Below are 22,797 nucleotides of genomic sequence, written 5' to 3' on the forward strand. Positions count from 1 at the left end.
TTTCTTTCAGGTGACAGGTGAACTGAATAACTCTATATCGCTAAAACGAAGAGCCATAATATTTCCATCTTTATCTGTATTTATCTTTAAAATATCACTTAATGTATACACCCCTAATCGTTGGAAACGTTGATAAAGCTCCTTAGGTTTAGCAATTATGACTTCATCAAGACGAGAACAGGCTCGAATTGCTTCTACTCCGCTGAATCCTTTACCTTTACCTTCCGTTTGTGTTCCACTGACATACCATAAAATTCGGCATGGGGCTTTTAATCCTCTAGAGTTTTTAACTGATCTATAATAGACAGCTTCACGGTTGAAAGCAAGTTCAGGTTTGGCTCCAAATAGCGTTTGGTTAGCTAATTCTTCATCGAATAAATCCTTTGCCCATCTAGCTTGAATGGGAATGATAAACGTAGGAATTTCAGCATCAATAATTTTGGCTGGGAAAAGAAAGTGTTCAATATCTGCTGATGCTTGAACATCTGTGATTAAAGTTTCTGTATTAAGACTAGCGGCGACTTGCTGGCAAAATTTGTATTCTGATCCCATAGAGGCTAGGCTAGTGAGACGTGTTGATAGCTGAGATGCAGTTTCAGCAATTGCTAAGTTCACTTTGAGCCATCCATTATTTACTCGGACAAAAGCATCTTCTTGAATAGCCTTAATAACGGTTTCTTCTAAGTAAGAGTCAGTGATTCTTGTAAATTGCCGACGTTCACGAGCAGAATGTAATACTGATTTAAAAATCAGGTGGCGTGCAAGTGTGGCTGATAGAGGATTGTCTCCAATCCTTAGTATCGGAATTTCTAGTTCATAGCTTTTATGTTTACCATACACCACTAAAGCAAGAGGTAGATTTTCTTTTTCAAGAATGACAGAACACTCAAATTTTTCTGGTTCAGCAAGAAACCGCCGCAACTTCTGCTGAAATTCAGCTTTAGTTTCACCCTGTTTGACACAAGGAAAATCATTTTTTAATAAATATTATTGTGCGCTTTGAACTGGTACTTGCTCCAGTCGAGTACCAGCCAATCTTACAGGCTGATAGTCAGGTTTTCGACGAAGTTCGTCTAGTTGAATAAGCAGGTCACTAGAACGAATAATTAACATTCTAAAAATTTCATAAATTTCATCTGCGATATCTAATAATTCCTGTTCTCTAGTTACGAAGACGTGAGAATCTGAGGCAATACCTCTAGCTAAATGATGCAACTCTAGTTCCGGCATCAATATACTTTTTTTCTGTAAAAATTCTCTTAAAGATTCCAATAGCTTATCTAACGTTTGACTTGGGGGGCGCAAACAGGTAAAAGTATTTGCAAATTCGCGTTGACGTTTTCTTTCAGAGTCATCACTAATAATATTTATGTGGTTAAATATTTCATCAGTTATGCATAACTCTAATTCCGGAGCTAGCCAATCAGCCAACAGGAATTTTGATTCTTCACTATCAATACCTTCATCTGCAGATAAATCAAAAAAGATATTGACATCAATAACTACACAAAGTTTTGACTCAAGTTTCTGCACATGAGCAGCAGAAAATAGATTTGGATGACCATGATCAAACCACCAAAACGTAAGCAGCTTTCCATCCTTGCTCCTTCCCGCTTTCTCATATTGGGGAACAAAACCTAAACTAGACCACATTTTTTCTAACCCATAATCACGACGACACCTTAAGCCAATCCCACTATATTTTTCTTGGGTTCTTTGTTTAAGGTAATCAACCAGTAGTTTCGCCACCCCCTTACCTCGATATGATGAATCGACGCAAAGATGAACAATGGTAATCCAATCATAGGAACGCCGATACAACAAATAGCCAATGCACCCCTTTTCAGGATCAATAGCTCCAAGTATCTCGTCTTTTGCAGCACGTTCCTCAAAAGCGCCTTTAGGTAAAAAACCAAGCGTTGCACGATTACGACGCCCTAGTTCTATTACGGTTGGCAAATGTGGGGATTTATTGTTAATTACTTCTTTTTTCAGATATATTTGTTCTGTCAATTTTTCATACCTCCTTAACTAAATGATTAAGATTCTTGCAAAAGTACTTGACGAATAGAAGTCGCTGCTATAAAAACTAAGTTCACAAGACAAGGACTGAGCGTGTATTTAGCCTGCGTAGGCAGGCTTTATTTGTGTAGCTTCAGACTTCCAGTCTGAGGGCGTTTATCGAATTTTGCAAGATGTTTACTCTCTTAACTCCCCTCTGCGTCCTCTGTGCCTCTGCGGTTCGTTAAACTCCCCTTCCCCGCCAACCTCTGCAACGCCAACAAACCAGCACCATAAGCAGGTTCATGTCGAGGGAAAATCACTTTTGCTGAAGGAAACAAGGTGAAAATAGATGCAGCAAACGTCTCACGAATCCTCGATTTTCCTTGCCACACACTTCCCGTTGTAACGACCTCAAAACGTTCGCTATTACTAAAAATTGCATCAATAACTGTAGCAGTTGCTTTTATCAACTCTTTTACAGCATCATCAATAATTATATGAGCTACTTTATCTCCATAAGTAGCGGCGTTATCAACTATAGGTGCCAAAGCAGCTATTTCTTTAACACCCCATCCTCGCCGATATATAACTTCTATTAAATTTTCTATAGTTGTAAGACCGAGATGCTGTTTGAATTCCTCTACAAGATTTGTTGACATCTCGCGTCCATCATAAGCTTTTAATGCTGCTTGCATACCAGCTACAGCAATTTTATAGGCGCTTCCTTCATCTCCTAAAATATAGCCCCAACCGCCAACTCGCTTGGTATCTCCATTCTGATTTCGCCCAAAAACTATAGAACCAGTACCTGCTGCAACCACAATTCCAACAGGATAACCAACTCCGCCAACCAAAGCAATCAAAGCATCATTACAAATGACGATATGAGATGCTGGTAATTGCCAAGTTATAGGAAGCAAACTGCTATTTTGTAAATTTTGCACTATACCTTTTACGACTTCGATATCTTCGGGACGACCTACACCTGCTAACCCCAAGCAAATCGCTTCAATATTAATATTATCTGTAAACTTTAGCGCCTCAACTGCAGCAGCATAAATTGCAGATTCAATTGACTTTAGCGCTGCTTGTGTGGCTATACTCTGATAATTAGATGCCCCTGCTTCAGCACGACCTAGCACTTTACCTGTATCATTCATCAAGATACAAACTGTCTTGCTTCCACCGCCATCAATTCCTAAAACGTAGCTCATACTATTTTGGATTTTGGATTTTGAACCGCAGATGGACGCCGAAGTAGATGGACGCAGATAATTTTCTTTTCTATCAGTGTACATTTGTGTTTATCTGCGGTTGCAATTTATAGCTTAACTTGTTTGACGCTTATTCTCTTCTTTGAAAGGAAGAAAAAATAAAGTTATCATACCAGGGATAGTTAGTAAACATACTAAGATGAAGAATACTGGATATCCTAGTTTTTCTTGAATATAACCGCTAATTAATCCAGGCAGCATCATGCCTAATGCCATAATGCCAGTGGAAATAGCAAAATGAGAAGTTTTGTATTCTCCTTGGGAAATGTACATTAAATAAACACTAAAAGCTGTGAACCCAAAACCATATCCAAATTGCTCTAAGGAAACCAGAGGATAAACTAATGTAAGCGAAGGTTTAGCAGAAGCCATGTATACATAAAAAATATCAGGTAAATTTAATGCCAAAGCCATAGGAAAAAGGCACTTTCTCAACCCATATTTGGAAATCACAAAGCCTCCTAAAATTCCTCCTACAATTAAGGAAATAACTCCAAATGTACCGTAGACTAAACCAACCTCTGATGTTGATAGCCCCAATCCTCCTAATTCTGGTTTATCTAATAAGAATAACGAGGTTAATTTGACAAGCATTGCTTCGCCAAATCTGTACAGCAATATAAATGCTAAAACTGCTCCTATCTTTTCTTGTTGAAAATATGAGCTAATGACATTCCAATAAGGAATCTTCTCTGTTGCTCCTTGTGGTTGACGTTGAGTGTCTGATTCAGGAAGAGGTAAAATAAAAGCGTGGAAAATAAAAAGTATCGCTAAAATTAAAGCAGAAAAGCCAATAGCGAAAGTCCAGCTTAAAGCAATGTTGTTAAAATATACTTCAAGGAACCCCGCTACAACTACTAAAATTCCTGAACCAAAGATAACAGCAAGTCTATAAAAAAGCGAACGAATACCAACAAAGAAAGCTTGCTGCGCTGGATTTAAAGCCAACAGATAAAAGCCGTCAGTAGCAATATCATAAGTAGCGGAAATAAATGCCCCGATGGTTAATGCAGCTAGGGAAATGAAAAAGAAATTTGGGACTTGTAAAGAAAAGGCTACTAAACCGAAACAACAGAATATAGCAAATTGAGTAGCAAGTATCCATCTTCTTTTAGTTGAATAAATATCGACAATTGGTCCCCAAAACATCTTAATTATCCAGGGAAGATAGAGAAGACTTGTCCACAAGGCGATTTGAGTATTATTTACCCCTAGCTTTTTGTAAAAAACTGTAGAAACATTATTGATGATGACGTAAGGAACGCCAGAGGCAAAATACAGGGTGGGGATGAAAGTCCAAGGGGAACGGGACACTGTTTGATTTTTCATGAATTTGGTTTGTTTCCTTTTCTAACACCCAATTGGACACCAATATGAAATGTTATCTGTAATTTGCCCCTCAGAAACACGCGTTCCTACACCTCCAGAGACAAACTGGTCATTTCCATTGTTATAAAGCCATGCTCCCCAAACCGCAGTCATAGATCCCGCAATTTCTACTTGGGGAAACTCTAATAACTCTTGATACACATAATCTTGTTCTGTATACCACGAGTCATTACTATGACTACGAAGAACTATTTCTCCTGACTTGACAGCAAATCCTCCTTCACCTTCTCTTCCTAAAATAGGTTTAGCAAAGTATGAATTTCCTAAGTCAGATGCAGTCAATGACGTTTTTGGGAAATAATTAAAAATAATATCAGCGTCTTTAGGACTAAAAAAGTCCAGCCCTAAATCTGTAATTAAGGCAAATATGCTTTTTGGTTGCAGTGCAAAGGCAGAACCAAAGTTAACAATGACAACTTTCTTCTCTAAAATAAGTTGCTCTAGTGCAGACCATAACTTTTTACCATTTTCATCAGTATCATGGATTGCCCATTCAACTGGATACCACATAAATAATATATCTATTGGCTGTCCCGTTCTATAATCAAATAAATATTTACCATCTTTGACACGAAGAAACTCCAAAGGGAAAACAGCACTTTTATGATGAAAATGGCTGCTTAACCATCGCATAGTGCCTAAATCTTCAGCATTATTCAAAGCAGTAAAAGCAACTCTACAATTGTTAATTGGTTTCTTTAGGCACTCTGCTGCTCGTTGTATATGCTGATTAAGTGTTAAACTTAAGATAGTTTGAGCGTTATAATCTGGTTGTTTGAAACCGAAGTGTTGAGCAACTTTGCCATTTCCTTCAGTACACTCAAACCAAAAACTAGGAGTTTGTGGATTTGTTTCTATAACCTTTTTGACTCCAGTTTCTTCGTTCCAGCACCAATCAAGACGCATACAAAATGGTGGGAGAGGGTCATACTTTACTATTTTGATGGAATCTTTAGGAAAGCCGTAGTAAAGTAGTGTTTCCTCATCAAGAGTGCGGATAACTGACCAAGCTTGCATTAAGACACTACCGACTAATTCAGATGCTTGCTTGATTTCTTTTATCATCTGTGGCGAAACTTTACGGCAGTGATAAAGTGCATATGGAACTTCTTGGTCAGTCAGAGGGATGCCTGTTCCTTCCTCAATGGGACAAACATTGTACCACCCCATTTTCATCGACCGAAATAGGCGATCGCGTTGAGGACTATTGAAAATATCCATATTCATTGCTTGACTTTCCTAACCACCCGCATGACCACCGCGACCGAAACTGCCAAAACCACCGCGACCTACCCTAGATGGGGAACGGCTTGAGCTACCATCATTGTGGCTGGAACTACCGAATCTATATCCAGAACCTCCATGGTGAACTCGACTACTACCATGACTACCAGAGTTATCACAGTTATAGGGTTGTTGTGCCGTTTGTGGATGATCACAATTTGACTGACTTGTTTCTGGAAATCTGGTACAAGAAGCAAGTAGGGATACCGTCATTATGATGACGCTGAGTTGGAATAAACCTGGTTTTAGTTTCATGAGTTTTTGTACTTGTCTTGTGGATGCTACCTCTGGAATTGATAAATAATGACTACACGAGTAAAAAAATAATTTCGAGATTTTTTTAATTAATGAACCGCCAAGACGCCAAGAGCGCCAAGAGAAGATTAAGAGAGGATGATACGTTTAATACCTTCTTTAAGTACAGGAACGTTAAAGTTGATGAGGAGGGCGAGGGGGTGGTTGGTCATTTTCAGGTAGGAGATGACTTGAGCTTCGTGGATAGGAGCTAACTTTTCCACAGCTTTCAATTCAACGATTAAAACATCACCAACGAGAAAATCTAATTCGCCCTCGCCGACCTGATAACCTTTGTAGGTTACTGCTACTCGATGCTTAGACGTGTGAGGTATTCCCCGCATCTGAAATTCCAGCTTTAAAGCCTGGTGATAAACCGACTCCAAAAATCCAGGTCCCAGAACCCGATGCACCTCAATCGCCGCACCAATCACAGCATACGCGAATCTATCCACCTCCTCACTTGGCTCTCTTTTCTTGGCGTTCTTGGCGTCTTGGCGGTTCATTTCCATAAAACACTCCTCAACCCTGTGGCAAAATTTATAAAAGTCCTTCCACACTTAGTTTTCCCAGCATGACCGCAATAAACACCAACCTCCCCAGTCTTTACGAACCCTTCTCCACTGAAGCCAAGTGGCAAACATTTTGGGAAGAAAACCAAATTTACAAAGCTGATGCCAACAAAGGCGGCGAATCTTACTGCATCGTTATTCCGCCGCCCAACGTTACCGGCAGCTTGCATATGGGACACGCCTTCGACAATACGCTGATTGACACTCTCGTGCGCTACCACCGGATGAAGGGATATAACGCCCTCTATTTACCCGGAACTGACCACGCCAGCATTGCCGTACAAACGGTTCTGGAAAAGCAACTCAAGGCAGAGGGGAAAACTCGCTATGATTTGGGACGCGAGAAATTCTTAGAACGCGCTTGGGAATGGAAGGCAAAATCTAAGGGAACGATTGTTGGTCAATTGCGGCGCTTGGGTGTATCGGTAGACTGGACACGGGAACGCTTTACCTTAGATGAGGGTTTAACCAAAGCTGTTTTGGAAGCGTTTTTCCGCCTCTACGAAGAAGGGCTGATTTATCGCGGTAAGTATCTGGTGAACTGGTGTCCAGAGTCACAATCAGCGGTATCCGATTTGGAAGTGGACTCGAAAGAGGTAGATGGTAATCTTTGGCACTTCCGCTATCCCCTCACGGATGGTTCTGGTTTTGTGGAGGTGGCGACAACCCGACCCGAAACAATGCTGGGCGATACTGCGGTGGCGGTGAATCCTAATGATGAGCGCTACAAGCATCTGATCGGAAAAACACTGACTCTGCCAATTATGAATCGGGAAATTCCCATTATTGCTGATGAGTTGGTTGACCCCACTTTTGGAACGGGTTGCGTGAAGGTGACTCCGGCACATGACCTGAATGATTTTGAAATGGGTCAGCGGCACAATCTGCCGTTTATCAATATTATGAATAAGGACGGCACCTTGAACGAAAATGCTGGTTCCTTCCAAGGACAAGACCGTTTTGACGCCAGAAAAAATGTGGTTTCTCGTCTAGAGACTGATGGGTTTCTGGTGAAGGTGGAGGATTATAAGCATACTGTTCCATACAGTGAACGCGGTAAAGTCCCCGTTGAACCTCTCCTCTCGACTCAGTGGTTTGTTAAAATTCGTCCGTTAGCAGATAGGGCGCTAGAGTTCCTCGACCAGAAAAATTCTCCACAGTTTGTCCCCCAACGCTGGACAAAGGTCTATCGTGACTGGTTGGTAAAGCTGAAAGATTGGTGTATCTCTCGTCAACTCTGGTGGGGACACCAAATCCCTGCTTGGTACGCTGTGAGTGAAACAGGGGGAGAAATCGCCGACAATACGCCGTTTGTGGTGGCGAAGTCGGAAGCAGAAGCACGGGAGAAATTAAAAGCACAATTTGGGGATAATGTCAAGATAGAACAAGACGCAGATGTGCTGGATACCTGGTTTTCTTCCGGACTCTGGCCCTTTTCTACTTTGGGTTGGCCTGAGCAAACCCAAGATTTGACAACTTACTATCCTACCAGCACTCTGGTAACAGGCTTTGATATCATCTTTTTCTGGGTTGCCAGAATGGCAATGATGGCGGGGCATTTTACAGGACAGATACCTTTCAAAGATGTTTACATTCACGGCTTGGTGCTGGATGAGAATGGTAAGAAGATGTCCAAGTCTGCTGGTAATGGCGTTGACCCGTTGTTACTAATTGCCAAATATGGTACTGATGCGCTGCGCTACACGCTGATTAAGGAAGTGGCTGGCGCGGGTCAAGACATCCGGTTGGATTACGATCGCAAGAAGGATGAATCACCATCGGTGGAAGCATCTCGCAACTTTGCTAATAAGTTGTGGAATGCGGCGCGGTTTGTGATGATGAATTTGGACGGGCAAACGCCGCAACAACTGGGAGAACCTCACCCCCCAACCCCCTCTCCGCTAAGCAGAGAGGGGGGGTTAGAGTTAAGCGATCGCTGGATTCTTTCCCGCTACCACCAAGTTGTTAAACAAACCAACAATGACATCGACAAATACGGACTAGGGGAAGCAGCGAAGGGGCTCTACGACTTTATCTGGGGTGATTTCTGCGACTGGTACATTGAACTTGTTAAATCTCGCCTGCAAAAAGATTCTGAACCCACGTCTCGTCGCGTAGCCCAACAAACCCTCGCTTATGTGCTGGAAGGAATTTTGAAATTACTTCATCCTTTCATGCCTCATATTACCGAGGAAATTTGGCACACTCTCACTCAACAAGGGGAGAATTCTAAGCAAAGTTTATCTTTACAACCTTACCCTGAGACTCAGCAAAACTTAATTGACTCTATTTTGGAGGAACAATTTGAACTGCTGTTTGGGACAATTCGCACAATTCGCAATTTGCGAGCAGAAGCGGATGTTAAACCTGGGGTAAAAGTCACGGTGAATTTGCAAACCGGAAGCGATAAAGAACAGCAAATTCTCACTGCTGGACAGCCTTATATTAAAGATTTGGCAAAGGTTGAGAATTTAACTATCGCTGCTGAGCAAAAGAAAGAAACTTTTGTTGGTCAAAAATCCGGATTCACTTGGACAAAGATAGTATTAGTCATTGGCATCATTTATTTGTTTAAAGTGGGTCTAGCGGTAGCCGATGCTGTTGATGATATTCCCTTAATCGGGACTTTATTTAAAGTAATCGGTTTTGGTTATTCAAGTTGGTTCGTTGTCCAAAATTTAGTGTTTGCTGAAGCTAGACAAAAGTTCTGGAAGCAGTTGTTTCCACCAACGGCTGATGAAAATCAACTCCAAGCAGAAACACAACAACCACAAGAACCAGAAAAAGCGATCGCTGACGTTGTTGGTACGGTGCAAGTGGTACTTCCCCTTGCTGGCGTGGTGGATATTGATGCGTTGCGTGCCAAAATCGAAAAACGCCTGAGCAAGGTAGAAGGCGAAATGAAAGCTCTAAGCGCTAGGTTAAGTAATCCTAATTTTGTGCAGCAAGCACGACCAGATGTGGTAGAAGGAGCGCGGAATGCCTTAGCAGAGGCTGAGAAACAAGCAGAAATTTTGCGCGATCGCCTGCTTAGGTTAGCATAGCTTTAAGGAATTTTAGTTGTTGGTTGTAAAGACGCGCTCTGGCGCGTCTATACATTCAGTTATTAAAAAAGTACCATTAACAACTAACAACTAACTGATCCCCACTATAGCGCTTCTCGTTTGGATGAAGTAATTATTTATCTGTGTCCATCTGTGTCCATCTGTGGTCCTTATTTCTTGATGTATTACACTCAACTCCCGAACCGCTATATCTTTATAAATTAAATGTCTATTTTTAACCATTAAAATTTCTATGCTATATCTAGCTCAAGTGCACAAAAACGATTTTTTAGATCAGCTACAGTTGAGATTATTAGCACGTGAAGAAGCTGAAAATATATGGGCAATCATTCCAGAAGAAGCTTTTATTCTTCTGGGAAAAGGCAACACTTTAACTGAGAACTTGCTCGTTTTAGTAAAACTTTCTCCAACAGGCGATATAGAAAGACTGGAAGACGCCACTAATTGGGTGCTGAATTTGGTGAAAGCTTACCTGACGACTGGTATTAGTCCGGAATTCTTACAGCAGGAAGCAGAGCGAGCAGAACAGTGGCGACAAAACTTAACATTGCAAAACCAAGATTTAGCACGTCGTTCATTAGAATTGGAAGCACGTAGAGAACAAATTCAAGCCCTCGAAGAAAGTCTAAAACGCGAGAAAAACGGTGTTCAAAAAGAGGGGAGCGGTGGATCTTAGATTTTGAATTTTAAGCCTTAGAATTCCTGAAATATTCTCTATTCTACCCACTTGTTAATTCAGTCCAATAACGTTCGTAAACTTCTTCTATTTGCCCCAAAGGAGCGATACGTTCACACTTACTGAGAATCGACTCTGGGGGGAATAAGCTGGAATTATTTTGCACTTTCTTTGGCAATTGCTCAAACGCAGCACGGTTGGGTGTAGAAAGACTGAGGCGCTGACTTGTTTCGGCTGCCACTTCTGGTCGTAAAATTAAATTCATCAAAGCGTAAGCTCCCTCAATATTTGGCGCTGTTTTAGGAATGACTATTGCATCAGTCCATAATGAGGAACCACTTTTGGGAATCACATATTTTAATTTAGGGTTTTCTTTAGAGATTTTTACAGCATCTGATGAGTAACACATTGCTAACAATAAATCTCCTGCCAAAATTTGATTGCGCCAAGCATCTGTCGTAAAAGCTGCTAATTCAGGTTTCAAAACCTTCAATTTTTCATAAGCTTGTTTGATTTGGTTTTCGTCTTTTGAATTGTAAGAGTAACCAAGCATCCGCAACACTGCGCCCATCACTTCTCGGACATCATTCATCAACGTCATCCGCTTGGAAAGTTGTTCTTGATTCTGCCAAAGATAGTTCCAATCTTCTGGCGGAGTTTCTAGCTTTTCACAATTATAAATAAAACCCGTTGTTCCCCAACTAAAAGGTAAACTGTGGCGATTATTAGGATCATAGATAGGATTTTGAAACCGTGGAAATAGATTATTTAAACCAATTAAACGCTCATGATTCAATTCTGTTAACAACCCCAAGTTCACCATCTTCCGCACCATATAGTCGCTTGGGTAAATAACACTATAAGCACCTCCACCCCCAGCTTGGAACTTACTCAACATGGTTTCATTAGAGTCAAACACATCCGCAAGCGCTTTAATCCCTGTTTGGGCGTTAAAAGTTTTAAATAATTCTTTATCTGTATATTGCTCCCAAGTATAAATATAAAGTTGGTCACGAGGACCTTTAGTTGCAGAATAACCTCGCACATCCCCAAGTCTCCAGCCACAACTTGCTAAAGACAAGCTAGAAAGCGCAGCTACACCTTTTAAAAATTGCCGTCTGTGAGTCATATCATGCCCAATTAAATAACCTTACTAAATGTGTAATTATTTGTGAGAAACAAGATCCCTGACAACTTTTACGAAGTCGGAGATCTGTGGCTTTCAATTCTCACAAATCTGCGGTAAATTACTATATATGTAGTTTTTTCATAAGAAATCTTTAGGTGGTAAAGAAGTCACTTTTAAATTTTAACTAAAGCCAGACAATCAGTTTCCGCCCACCATGCATATATAGGCGTTTCACGGCTTGGTAGATTACCAAAAGTATTGGGCTGCAAAACAGTGATGCGTAAGCCGTTTGTCAATTGCACAATATAATTAACGTGAGTGCCTAGATACATGATGTTGATTAGCCGTCCTTCAAAACAGTTCGTTTGCAAACTGGGTTTATAAAGCGAAAGCTGAATTTTTTCTGGGCGCACACTAACGACTACTGGTTGCGATATTTCCGTTGGTGTGTCTTGCTGGCGGGTGACGACAATTGAGAGTCGTGCTTTTGTCAAAATTCTGACACTGGAAGCGTCTACACCTGCTATTTCACCTTCAAATAAATTGGTATCACCAATAAAATCGGCTACAAATACTGTCCGGGGTTGTTCGTAAATTTGGCTCGGGCTGCCTATTTGCTCAATTTTGCCTTGATTCATCACTGCAATGCGATCTGACAAGGACAATGCTTCTTCTTGGTCATGAGTCACCATGATAAAAGTTAACCCGACTTCTGTATGTAAATTCGCGAGTTCAACCTGCATTTCTTTACGCAGTTTTAAATCTAGCGCCCCAAGAGGTTCATCTAGTAGCAACACTGCGGGGCGGTTGACTAACGCCCGTGCCAATGCTACCCTTTGTTGTTGACCGCCAGAAAGTTGACTAGGAACGCGCGATCGCAACCCTTCCATTTTTACCAGTTCGAGCGCTTCTTTAACTCTGCTTTGAATTTCTGCTTTACGTAATTTTTTTAGCTGCAGTCCAAACGCAACGTTATCCCAAACATTCAAGTGATTAAACAAAGCATAGCTTTGAAATACTGTATTGACAGGTCGGCGATAAGGAGGAACATTTGTCATAGACTCACCTTGAATCACCACCTTACCAGCGTCAGCTGTTTCAAACCCTGCAATTAAACGTAGCATGGTTGTCTTGCCACAGCCCGACGGACCTAGGATACTGAAGAATTCCCCGTGCTTGACATCTAAATCTACTCCATGTACAGCAGGGTATTGGTTAAAAAACTTGAAAACATTATGCAGTTCAACATCCAGCGACTCAAAAGCCACCCTCTCCCCCTGATTCTGGGTCAAAATTTGAGGCATAATCCTTTATTAGATCCTGTTATCTTCAGTGTTTGTGTTATTTAATGTAGTCGATTAGGCGAACGACAAGTTACACTTTTGTTTATTCTATCCACAAAAAGAATTCAACAATTTACAGCAGAAAATATACTGCATAGATGAACTCAACGCTCAATCTAGGCAGAAAAATAAATTTATTTTATACGAATAAATCACTATCTTGAAATTGGATATTGTTTATGGCTACATTGAAACCACCTCAGCTTGGTAAAAAGAAAGATATACGTACAGTCGGATGTAGCTACCAGTGTGTATTTTTTATTGTATTTACCTTGTTGATGATGGTTGGCATTAACGCTCGTCTAGCATATTTGCAAATTCTTGAAGGACATAAATTCAAGGAACGAGCACAGGCAAACCGGATTCGGACGATTCTTAAACAGCCAGAAAGAGGCAACATTTTTGACCGCAAGGGCAAACTGTTAGCCACAACTCGCTATCCGCGTTCTGTGTACTTGTGGCCGATGGCACATACCAAGCGCTCGTGGTCAGTTGTCGGTCCACGCCTGTCGCAAATTCTAGATATACCTCAACAGGAAATTGAAAAGAAACTTGAACAAGCAGGTCCCAACTCCACTTCACTCGTACGGATTGCCCGCGACCTCAACGAAGCGCAAGTCACAGGATTAAAGGAGTATGAAAGTGAACTTTCTGGTATGGAAATTCATACGGAAGCAGTGCGCTACTACCCTCACGGAAAAGAGCTAGCACATGTACTGGGTTATACGCGAGAACTGACGCCCGAACAGTTAAAAGAAAAGAAGAAGCAAGGCTACCGCCTTGGAGATGTCATCGGTCAAATGGGGGTGGAAAAAGCGTATGAGCAGCTGTTGCGCGGCGAATGGGGTGGTCAACAAGTAGAAGTGGATAGTAAGGGTCGCCCGATTCGAGTGTTAGGAGAAAAACAGGCAAAAGCAGGTAATGATATTCACTTAACAATAGATTTGGATGTGCAAAAGGCAGCCGAAAAAGCTTTGACACTTCGCAAAGGCGCTATTGTTGCACTCGATCCAAATAACGGTGCGGTCTTAGCAATAGTGTCTCATCCTGTCTTTGAGCCGAATATCTTCTCTAAGCAAAAACTTACCCAGAAGGACTGGCAAGACTTACAAAGTAAAGACCATCCCCTAGTCAATCGCGCCCTCAGCGCCTTTCCACCCGCCAGTACTTTCAAAATAGTCACTACAACCGCTGGACTGGAATCGGGTAAATTTTCTCCCAGCACAGTGCTGCAAACTTTCGGTTCTCTCACAGTTGGCGGGGTAACTTTTGGTGAGTGGAACCATGCTGGATTTGGTCCGTTGGGATTTGCGGGTGCGATCGCCATGAGTAGCGATACCTTCTTCTATCAAATTGGCAGGGGAGTGGGCGGTCCTACCTTGATAGAATGGACTCGCAAGTATGGATTTGGTCAAAAAACCGGCATTGAGTTTGCTGATGAAGAATCAAAAGGTAATGTTCCAGATGAAGCATGGAAGCAGAGAGTCTGGAAAATACCTTGGACTGTTGGCGACACCATAAATATGTCCATTGGTCAAGGCGCTCTGCAAGTCACACCACTACAAGCTGCTATCATGTTCTCTGTCCCCGCTAACGGTGGCTACAGAGTGCAACCACACTTGCTTAAAGATAATGAACAAGCAAAAAGCTGGCGCTCATCGCTAAATATGAAGCCAAGCACCATTAAAGTTCTCCGTGAAGGATTGCGTCAAGTGGTCACAGATGGTACTGGTAAGCGATTGAGCGTGCCAACAATTCCCCCAGCAGCAGGTAAGAGTGGCACTGCGGAAGCTGGTGTTGGTCGTCCAAATCACACTTGGTTTGGGGCATATGCTCCCGCCGATAAGCCGGAAATTGTGGTTGTGGCGTTTGGTGAAAACTCTGGTGAGCATGGTGGTAGCCTTTGCGGACCGATGGTCTTACAAGTCCTAGAAGAGTATTTTCACAAGCAGTATCCAGGCAAGTATAAAAAACCTGAGCCTGAGGAATCACAAGCCAAGACAAAAAACTCAGGAACTAGGACTGGGGATTGAAACAAAAAGTTGTGCAACCACAGGAACAAAGTCCACCTGCATAGACTCTGTAAATACCAAGTTCTGTTCAAATTTGTCATTGTGGGAGCACGGAGTGTAGAACTTTCATGATCCTACGCTTTTCTACTCTCCCTTGAAGCCCTATGCCTACGGCGCAGCACAGGAACCCTATGTCGTAAGCCTTGCGGATAGCCTAAGCGTATGCCTGCCGCACGCTTTGCCTTGTCTCACTGCCCTGCGGGGGACACTTTCATGCGGGGCTTATCTCCGAGTCGGTGCAACTGCCGTGCCGCACTTGGAAAGTGTCCGTAGCGTCTACACTTTCCTGCGTTTCCCTCAGGATGACAAGTTAGATCTGTAACTGTAAATCTAAATAATATTGCGTAGGCAGGCTTTATGCCGCCTTAGAGTTGTTGCTTTAAAAAGTAATAAATTTATCCAATATTTCTCAGGGAAAACTCAGAAAACAATAGGTGGAACTAGCAACTCATATTAGTGGTACTGATTCTAAAAATAGTATTAATTTACTCATAATTAAGCATGTCCTTAGATAGGATTTGATAAATTGACATTATTCTCAATAAAATTAGTAATTTCCTTTGAATAATGCTAAACATTAATCGGCTTTTTGAAGCCAACTAAGGAAAACAATTTAGTTTATGCTAGATAGTAAAAATCATCAAAAAAGCTAGGCTAACCGAATTGTTTTCCTTGAAATCCGGGTAGAAAGTTAGCCTAATTGTATACATATAATGCTATTTTCTGAATCGCTATTTGTGATATGACCTTACTGCAACCACCTCAACTAGCTAGAAAAAAAGATACACGCACTGTAGGGCGGGGTTTCCAGCCTTTATTCTTAATCATATTTACCCTATTAATGACAACTGCTATTGGCGGTCGTCTGGTGTATTTGCAAATTGTGGAAGGAGATAAACTCAGGGAACGAGCACAGGCAAACCGGATTCGGACGATTCCCAAACAACCAGAAAGAGGTAACATTTTTGACCGCAATGGGAAATTGTTAGCCACAACTCGCTATCCGCGTTCTGTGTACTTATGGCCAATGGCACACACGAAACCATCATGGCAGGAAGTTGTCGGTCCGCGCCTGTCGCAAATTCTCAACATCCCTGTAGAGGAGATGGAAAAGAAATTAGAGGAGGCAGGTTACAACTCTTCTCTGGTGCGGATGGCTCGCGACCTCAACGAAGCGGAAATCACAGCATTGAAAGAGTACGCTAACGAACTTAAAGACGTAGAAATCCATACAGAAGCTGTACGTTACTACCCACACGGCAAGGAGTTAGCTCATGTACTCGGTTATACCCGAGAACTGACCCCAAAACAGTTGAAACAAAAGAAACAAGAAGGCTACCGACTGGGAGATGTCATTGGTCAGATGGGGGTAGAAAAAGGGTATGAAAAGCTGTTGCGAGGCGAATGGGGCGGTCAGCAGGTAGAAGTGGATGGCAAGGGCCGCCCAATTCGAGTGTTAGGAGAAAAACAGGCAACAGCAGGTAATGATATTCGCCTCACAATAGATTTGAATGTGCAAAAGGCAGCAGAGAAAGCTTTGAATGGACGCAACGGCGTTATCGTTGCACTCGACCCAAATAACGGTGGTGTCTTAGGAATGGTGTCTCACCCCACCTTTGACCCGAATATCTTCTCCAAGCGAAGACTGTCCACAAAAGATTGGCAAAGCGTACAAGGTGAAAACCATCCTTTGCTTAATCGTGCTGTCAGCAGCGCCTATCCACCCGCCAGTACTTTTAAAATCGTTACTGCGAGTGCTGGACTGGAATCAGGTAAATTTTCTCCTAACACAGTGCTGCAAACCTACGGTTCTCTCACCGTAGGCGGGGTGACTTTCGGTGAGTGGAACCACTCTGGATTTGGTCCGTTGGGATTTGCAGGAGCGTTGGCTTGGAGTAGCGATACCTTCTTCTACCAAGTTGGCAGGAGAGTCGGTGGTCCCACCTTGATAGAATGGACTCGCAAGTATGGATTTGGCAACAAAACCGGCATTGAGTTTGCAAATGAAGAAACGAAAGGTAATGTTCCAGATGAAGCATGGAAGCAGAGAGTCTGGAAAATGCCTTGGACTGTAGGCGACTCCATTAATATGTCCATTGGTCAAGGCGCTTTGCAAACGACACCACTCCAAGTTGCTGTTATGTTCTCTGTACCTGCAAATGGTGGCTACAGAGTGCAACCACACTTGCTCAAAGACCATGAACAAGCAAAAAGCTGGCGCGAATCTTTAAATATGAAGCCAAGCACAATTAAAGTTCTTCGTGACGGACTGCGGAAGGTAGTGTCTGAAGGTACCGGCAAAGCGCTAAATGTGCCAACGATTCCTCCAGCATCTGGTAAAAGTGGTACGGCTGAGGCGTGGAAGGGTCGTGTGAAAGCAAACCACGCATGGTTTGGGGCATATGCTCCAGCGGACAAGCCAGAAATTGTGGTTGTAGGATTTGCTGAACATTCTGGCGGTGGTGGCGGTAGTGTTTCTGCCCCAATGGTGTTACAAGTGATGGAGGAATATTTCCAAAAGAAATATCCAGGCAAGTATCAAAAACCGAGTACTGAAGGTTCAGAATCAAAAACTCAGAGTCCAACAAGCAGGCGGCGAAACTAATAACATGAACTACGAATAGATTTCTTGGAAAAATCAGATTTAGGGCTATTTGAAACCGCAGATAAATACAGATAAATTATCTGTGTGCATCTGCGGTTTTATACACATAAAAATTATTTTTGCAAGAAACTACTGAGAAGTTGATTGGATTTGGGCGGGTTTCAAATTTTTAGCTTTGTAAAAAGTTTCTAAGCTATCGCGATCGCCTACAAAACGCCAGTGCCAAGGCTCATAACTCACACCTTGAACATTGTTTTTAGGAAAAGACATCTCAAAGCTGAAACGTGCTGCATTTGCCTCTAGCCATTGATAAGCCTTAGTTTTTTCAAAGTTTGGATTCACATCGGTTGCTCGTGCTGCTCCATCCCCAATATCCACAGCATAACCTGTATGATGTTCACTGTGACCGGGGGGAGCACTGACGGCAGCCCGTTGTGCTGGTGTCTGATTCCGCTGGGCACCAACGGCAAAAAATAACTGCTCTTGGTCTTTTATAGAGCGAAAACCGGAAATAGGCACCAAAATGACTCCTGCACTCCGTGCTGCTGCTACCATTTCTAAATACTTCTGCGCTGCTGCTTTTCGCATTTTGATGCGCCTATCATTAGAAATTGGCTGCAGTTCCGACTCAGGGGCTTCTGTGTAGGAAAAATGCCCCAAAACTATATTCTCCTTCGAGGTGGCTGAATTACCCGCTTTTGATGGAGTTGCAGGAGTTGAACTAACAGGGGAAGGCTGAGAATCTTTTGTTTTTTTGGGTGTGACTACGAAAAACAAAAAACCACTCACGACGGCTATCAAGGCAACTCCCACCACTCCCCCAATGATCAAAATCAACGGGCGAATGCTTAGTTTGGGTGCTGCATCAGGACTATCGCGTAAAGCTTCCGGAATATCTTCACCAGAAGTAGATGGTGTGTCTTGCGGTTTTTCAGAAAACCCAGCATTATCCAAAGGTCAGCTCCTGCGTTTGTTCAATATCCATAACAGATTGTAAACTGGAGAAAAAGAAACGCAATAGGTAAAATTTTGCATCTACATACCTAGGTTTCATTTTGACAAACCTCCTAGAACTCTACGTCAAGTTAGTGTTCCCCGTCCTAGTAGGATACACTTTGGGACGCAAACTACCTGCTATAGTTCCTACCCGTTTAGGGCAGTTTTTATTCTGGGTAGGAGTACCGATAAGTATTGTGGCTTTTTTACGCAAAGCTGACTTATCAGGACAAATTTGGATTGCAGCAGCGATCGCCCACTTAGCCATTTTACTAGGCGCAGTTTTCGCTTGGGTAGGAATAAAAGCGCAGGCTCATCTGACAAACACTGTACCTCACAAATCGACTCAGGGCAGTTTTATCTTAGCGGCAATGGTGGGCAACACAGGTTATATTGGCTATCCCGTTACCCTGTCAATAGTTGGTACACAATACTTTGCCTGGGCGCTGTTTTATGATTTACTCGGAACAACACTGGGGGCTTATGGACTAGGTGTTGCTCTAGCGGCTCGTTATGGGGGTGGTATTCATAGTCATTTACAAGTTTTTAAAGCAATTATCATCAATCCTGCCCTATGGAGCTTTGGGTTTGGCTTGCTATTTCGACAGGTAAAAATCCCTGCACCAGTTGAATTTGGGCTAGAGCAAATTGCTTGGAGTGGGGTAGCCTTATCTTTGGTGTTAATTGGGATGCGACTGAGCAAACTCACTTCGTGGCAGAGCTTACCAAGGGCAAGCGTTAGCATAGGCATCAAAATGCTACTCGTCCCCCTGATTATGGGTAGCATTATACCACTTTTTGGTTTAACTGGGACAACAGCACGAGCGATTGTACTGCAAATGGCGATGCCTCCAGCTTTTGCCACACTGGTTCTTGCGGAAGCCTTCAATCTTGATCGCGACCTTGCAGTCACTACATTGGCTGTGGGATCGATGGTATTGCTGGTGACTCTGCCGATTTGGTTGTGGCTATTTTGATTTTAGGGAATTCCTGCTTGTTGAAAAATTGACGCAGGTGTGAGTTGAAGCCCTTCAAAAAGCGGATCGGCTAGACTCGCCTCTCCTCTTTTTGTCTGCGGTGGAGCATCAGGATAAAAAATAGTGATAGTTTTAGCTTTACTATCAATTACCCAGACCCTCATTACACCTGCATTCAGGTAATCTGTAGCTTTTTCGCTCATTTCTCCAAAAGTTTGCTCTGGAGAAATTATTTCGATGGCTAATTCTGGAGGAATTGGGCAAGCTTCATCAAAGAGGCGATCGCTTGGCAGGCGAGAATAGGAAATATAGAGTAGATCTGGTACGGGTACCCAGTCTCGACCATTGCGCTTAAGAGTCACCGCCCACTCAATGCCTACTTCACCGCGATTTTGGCACCACTGAGTCAACAGGATATAAAGTGCGCCTGTGAGTCTAGAATGGAATCTTTTAGGAGACATCTTTGGTTGAGCTTCTCCATCGACTAATTCATAGCTAATATCGTCTTGTGGCAGTGCAAGGAATTCTTGTAGCGTCAGTTGAGTTTTGACTGGAACCATTTGCCTTATTTTCCCATTGCTATTTACTTAGCGCCTAGTGGCACCTAAAGAATATTCGATTTAGTCAGAGTTTTGGCTATCTAGTAACACCTCCTCACCTCCCCATCTTCCCACTTCCCATTAACACAACTGACTCACCTTTGCCACAAGACCCTCAGGACTCATTAATTCGTAAGGTTCAAAAGGCTGATGTATCCAGGGATTGTCAAGCAAATAATCAACGTAGTAATCAGGTGCTATAACCGAACAAGCTTTGTACCAGATAACAGCAGTACGAATTTCCTCAACAGGAGAATCACTGTATTGTTTTAGCCAAGGGATAGTTTCCTTGAGTGTAACCCCAGAGTCTACTAAGTCATCCACTAAAAGAATGTGCGAACCTAAATTTTCAGTGGTCATTGTCAGGTGACGAGAAAATGTTAAACTGCCTCGTTCTTGCTTGCCAGAGCCACTGTATGATGATGTTGCCAAAATCGCCAAAGGCTGCTTATAAATACGTGAGAGGATATCTCCCACTCGCAGCCCCCCTCTAGCAAGACAAACAATCTGGTTGAATTTCCAGCCGGATTCATAAATTTGAGCAGCCAGTTGTTCAATTTTTTGGTGATAATCTGACCAAGAAACGTAAAGGTCTGGCATAGGGAACTTAATTTATTGCTAAAAATGTATGACAAATTCCTTTGATTTTAATATGAGCGCAAGATATTATGAGCAATTCTGCTTCTGATGGCTCTTCCCAACAGACCCCTGAAAGTGAAAAACTGGATTTGAGTACCAAACTTGCTTTCGGTGCTGGGGATTTGGGTACGGCGATCACTGCTATGATTGGTATTTCTTATTTGTCGCCCTTCCTTACAGATGTAGCTGGTTTAAATCCGCAATTAGCAGGACAAACCCAACTCGTCGGAAAAGTTTGGGATGCGGTGAACGATCCGATGGTGGGGGTGTTGAGCGATCGCACCCAAACTCAGCAGGGAAGGCGCTATCCCTGGATGATCTGGGGAGCAATTCCCTTTGGAGTGTTCTTTTTTTTGCAGTGGATTGTGCCCCACTTCAGTAATAACGAAAATGCCAATCAGTGGGGCTTGTTTTGGTATTACACTGCAATTTCGATTTTGTTTAATACTTTTTATACAATTGTCAATTTACCATACACTGCTCTGACAGCAGAACTCACCCAAGACTACGACGAACGCACCAGTCTCAACGGTTTTCGCTTTACCTTTTCTATTGGCGGTAGCATTCTTGCGCTGGTTATAGGTTTAGTCATCTCCTTCGTGATTCCTAGTAACCGCAGCCAACAGTTTTTATTACTAGGAGCCATTTGTGCCATTATCTCTGTTTTGCCCGTGTATTGGTGTGTTTGGGGAACGAAAAAACGCGCCCAAGCTGTAGCAAAGTTACACCCCCAAACCGAGCAAACTGTTTCTATTCCCTTATTGCAGCAACTCAAAATTGCTTTTACCAATCGCCCTTTCTTATTTGTCGTGGGGATTTATCTGTGTTCTTGGTTAGCTGTGCAGCTAACTGCTGGTATTATTCCCTACTTTGTCACCAGTTGGATGCGTCTTCCGCAATGGCACATTAGCTTAGTGCTTTTGGCGGTGCAAGGAACTGCTATGTCTATGCTATTTGTTTGGAGTGCCATCAGTCGGCGCTACGGCAAACAAGCCGTGTACTTCATGGGAATGAGTGTGTGGATGATCGCCCAGAGTGGACTGTTTTTCGTACAGCCAGGTCAAGTTGTGTTGATGTACGTTTTAGCAGTTTTAGCAGGTTTTGGAGTATCTACGGCTTATCTAGTTCCCTGGTCTATGTTACCTGATGTGATTGAACTGGATGAATTAAATACAGGACAGCGACGAGAAGGCATTTTTTATAGTTTTATAGTGTTTGTGCAAAAAATCTGCTTGGGGATTGCAGTTAACGTTGTTTTACAAAGGTTGGGTACAGCTGGTTATATTAAACCCACAAACGAAATCCCAATACCAATCCAACCAGATTCGGTGTTAGAAGTCATTCGCTTTTCTATTGGTCCCATACCAGCGATCGCTTTGATTTCTGGCTTAGTTTTAACGTATTTTTACCCACTTACCCGCGAGATGCATGCACAAATTTTACTGAAACTGAAGGAACGTCAGAAGTAAATGTATTGCCCTCAATGTCGTTACACGAGTTTTCAGTTAGATGAATTACAAACACCAGATTTAACCCCTTAGCCCCAACTCTTGCAAGGGTTGGGAAGCAAGTTAAAAGCCTCTCTCGTTAGAGATTTGGAGAGAGGTTTATGTGTAATTTATAGCGCTTCTCGTTTGGATGAAGTACAGATTTATCTGTGTCCATCTGTACGCCAGTCGCCACAACGGGGGAACCCCCCTCCGGGTATGCCTATGGCTTGCGCCACGGCTATCGCCGAACGGCACGCTACGCGAACACCAGTCGCCTGCTGTCGGGAAACCCTGCAAAGGGCGCTGGTTCACCGCAAGGCGCTGGCTCGTCCATCTGTGGTTCTTATTTCTTGATGTATTGCACTCAACTCGCGAACCGCTATATTGAT

Annotated in this window: 19 protein-coding genes; 7 read left to right on the forward strand and 12 right to left on the reverse strand. The window is 42.7% G+C overall.

Translation table 11 applies throughout. The features are described from left to right. Positions 1-6 precede the first annotated feature (6 nt). The 7 genes from AACT52_RS19395 to AACT52_RS19425 all read right to left on the reverse strand — a co-directional run bounded on the left by AACT52_RS19395 (position 7) and on the right by AACT52_RS19425 (position 6,757). Positions 7-921 (reverse strand): hypothetical protein, encoded by a 915-nt coding sequence (locus tag AACT52_RS19395; protein ID WP_233154002.1) that lies wholly within the window; start codon positions 919-921, stop codon positions 7-9. Between the two features lie 66 nt (positions 922-987). After that, a complete protein-coding gene (locus tag AACT52_RS19400) occupies positions 988-2,013 on the reverse strand; it encodes a GNAT family N-acetyltransferase (protein WP_233154003.1) in 1,026 nt (341 codons plus the stop codon). A 194-nt stretch (positions 2,014-2,207) separates the two neighbouring features. Beyond that, on the reverse strand, positions 2,208-3,218 hold the full coding sequence (locus tag AACT52_RS19405; RefSeq protein WP_073632928.1) for an N-acetylglucosamine kinase: 1,011 nt from the start codon (positions 3,216-3,218) through the stop codon (positions 2,208-2,210). A 114-nt stretch (positions 3,219-3,332) separates the two neighbouring features. Next, the gene (locus tag AACT52_RS19410) at positions 3,333-4,607 is read right to left on the reverse strand and encodes an MFS transporter (RefSeq protein WP_073632929.1); all 1,275 of its coding nucleotides are present in this window, start codon (positions 4,605-4,607) and stop codon (positions 3,333-3,335) included. Between the two features lie 21 nt (positions 4,608-4,628). Continuing rightward, positions 4,629-5,894, reverse strand: coding sequence for a glutathionylspermidine synthase family protein (locus AACT52_RS19415; RefSeq protein WP_233154004.1), 1,266 nt, complete (start codon positions 5,892-5,894; stop codon positions 4,629-4,631). 12 nt (positions 5,895-5,906) lie between these two features. Beyond that, positions 5,907-6,206: a hypothetical protein gene (locus tag AACT52_RS19420; RefSeq protein WP_143172825.1), complete on the reverse strand. Its 300-nt coding sequence runs from the start codon at positions 6,204-6,206 to the stop codon at positions 5,907-5,909. 128 nt (positions 6,207-6,334) lie between these two features. Further along, a complete protein-coding gene (locus AACT52_RS19425) occupies positions 6,335-6,757 on the reverse strand; it encodes a GxxExxY protein (protein WP_073632930.1) in 423 nt (140 codons plus the stop codon). 62 nt (positions 6,758-6,819) lie between these two features. Between AACT52_RS19425 and AACT52_RS19430 the strand changes: the two genes are divergently transcribed. After that, entirely contained in the window at positions 6,820-9,861 is a 3,042-nt protein-coding gene (locus tag AACT52_RS19430) for a valine--tRNA ligase (protein ID WP_073632931.1), read from the forward strand. A 253-nt stretch (positions 9,862-10,114) separates the two neighbouring features. Continuing rightward, complete coding sequence (locus tag AACT52_RS19435; RefSeq protein WP_073632932.1) at positions 10,115-10,558, forward strand: hypothetical protein; 444 nt, start codon at positions 10,115-10,117, stop codon at positions 10,556-10,558. Positions 10,559-10,601: 43 nt separating this feature from the next. Here the strand turns inward: AACT52_RS19435 and AACT52_RS19440 are convergent, their stop codons facing one another. Together AACT52_RS19440 and AACT52_RS19445 are read right to left on the reverse strand one after the other, a co-directional pair. After that, entirely contained in the window at positions 10,602-11,687 is a 1,086-nt protein-coding gene (locus AACT52_RS19440; RefSeq protein ID WP_073632933.1) for a polyamine ABC transporter substrate-binding protein, read from the reverse strand. Positions 11,688-11,860: 173 nt separating this feature from the next. Further along, the gene (locus AACT52_RS19445) at positions 11,861-12,991 is read right to left on the reverse strand and encodes an ABC transporter ATP-binding protein (protein ID WP_073632934.1); all 1,131 of its coding nucleotides are present in this window, start codon (positions 12,989-12,991) and stop codon (positions 11,861-11,863) included. A gap of 218 nt (positions 12,992-13,209) precedes the next feature. Here AACT52_RS19445 and mrdA (AACT52_RS19450) point away from each other — a divergent pair, with 218 nt between their 5' ends. After that, positions 13,210-15,063: a penicillin-binding protein 2 gene (mrdA, locus tag AACT52_RS19450; protein WP_073632935.1), complete on the forward strand. Its 1,854-nt coding sequence runs from the start codon at positions 13,210-13,212 to the stop codon at positions 15,061-15,063. Positions 15,064-15,844: 781 nt separating this feature from the next. Then, positions 15,845-17,707: a penicillin-binding protein 2 gene (gene mrdA, locus AACT52_RS19455; protein WP_073632936.1), complete on the forward strand. Its 1,863-nt coding sequence runs from the start codon at positions 15,845-15,847 to the stop codon at positions 17,705-17,707. A 129-nt stretch (positions 17,708-17,836) separates the two neighbouring features. Here the strand turns inward: mrdA (AACT52_RS19455) and AACT52_RS19460 are convergent, their stop codons facing one another. Continuing rightward, complete coding sequence (locus tag AACT52_RS19460) at positions 17,837-18,661, reverse strand: M15 family metallopeptidase (protein ID WP_073632937.1); 825 nt, start codon at positions 18,659-18,661, stop codon at positions 17,837-17,839. Positions 18,662-18,762: 101 nt separating this feature from the next. On the opposite strand from AACT52_RS19460, the gene AACT52_RS19465 reads away from it, so the two are divergent. Then, the gene (locus AACT52_RS19465) at positions 18,763-19,680 is read left to right on the forward strand and encodes an AEC family transporter (protein WP_073632938.1); all 918 of its coding nucleotides are present in this window, start codon (positions 18,763-18,765) and stop codon (positions 19,678-19,680) included. 2 nt (positions 19,681-19,682) lie between these two features. Here AACT52_RS19465 and AACT52_RS19470 read toward each other — a convergent pair whose 3' ends face one another. Together AACT52_RS19470 and AACT52_RS19475 are read right to left on the reverse strand one after the other, a co-directional pair. After that, the gene (locus AACT52_RS19470; RefSeq protein WP_073632939.1) at positions 19,683-20,240 is read right to left on the reverse strand and encodes a Uma2 family endonuclease; all 558 of its coding nucleotides are present in this window, start codon (positions 20,238-20,240) and stop codon (positions 19,683-19,685) included. A gap of 120 nt (positions 20,241-20,360) precedes the next feature. Beyond that, positions 20,361-20,879 (reverse strand): phosphoribosyltransferase, encoded by a 519-nt coding sequence (locus AACT52_RS19475; RefSeq protein ID WP_073632940.1) that lies wholly within the window; start codon positions 20,877-20,879, stop codon positions 20,361-20,363. Positions 20,880-20,947: 68 nt separating this feature from the next. Here AACT52_RS19475 and AACT52_RS19480 point away from each other — a divergent pair, with 68 nt between their 5' ends. Then, complete coding sequence (locus AACT52_RS19480) at positions 20,948-22,387, forward strand: MFS transporter (protein WP_073632941.1); 1,440 nt, start codon at positions 20,948-20,950, stop codon at positions 22,385-22,387. 165 nt (positions 22,388-22,552) lie between these two features. Next, positions 22,553-22,762: a hypothetical protein gene (locus tag AACT52_RS19485; protein WP_143172826.1), complete on the forward strand. Its 210-nt coding sequence runs from the start codon at positions 22,553-22,555 to the stop codon at positions 22,760-22,762. Positions 22,763-22,797 lie beyond the last annotated feature (35 nt).

Origin of the sequence: Scytonema sp. HK-05, from assembly GCF_963872035.1 — a bacterium.
Taxonomy (GTDB): domain Bacteria; phylum Cyanobacteriota; class Cyanobacteriia; order Cyanobacteriales; family Nostocaceae; genus Kalymmatonema.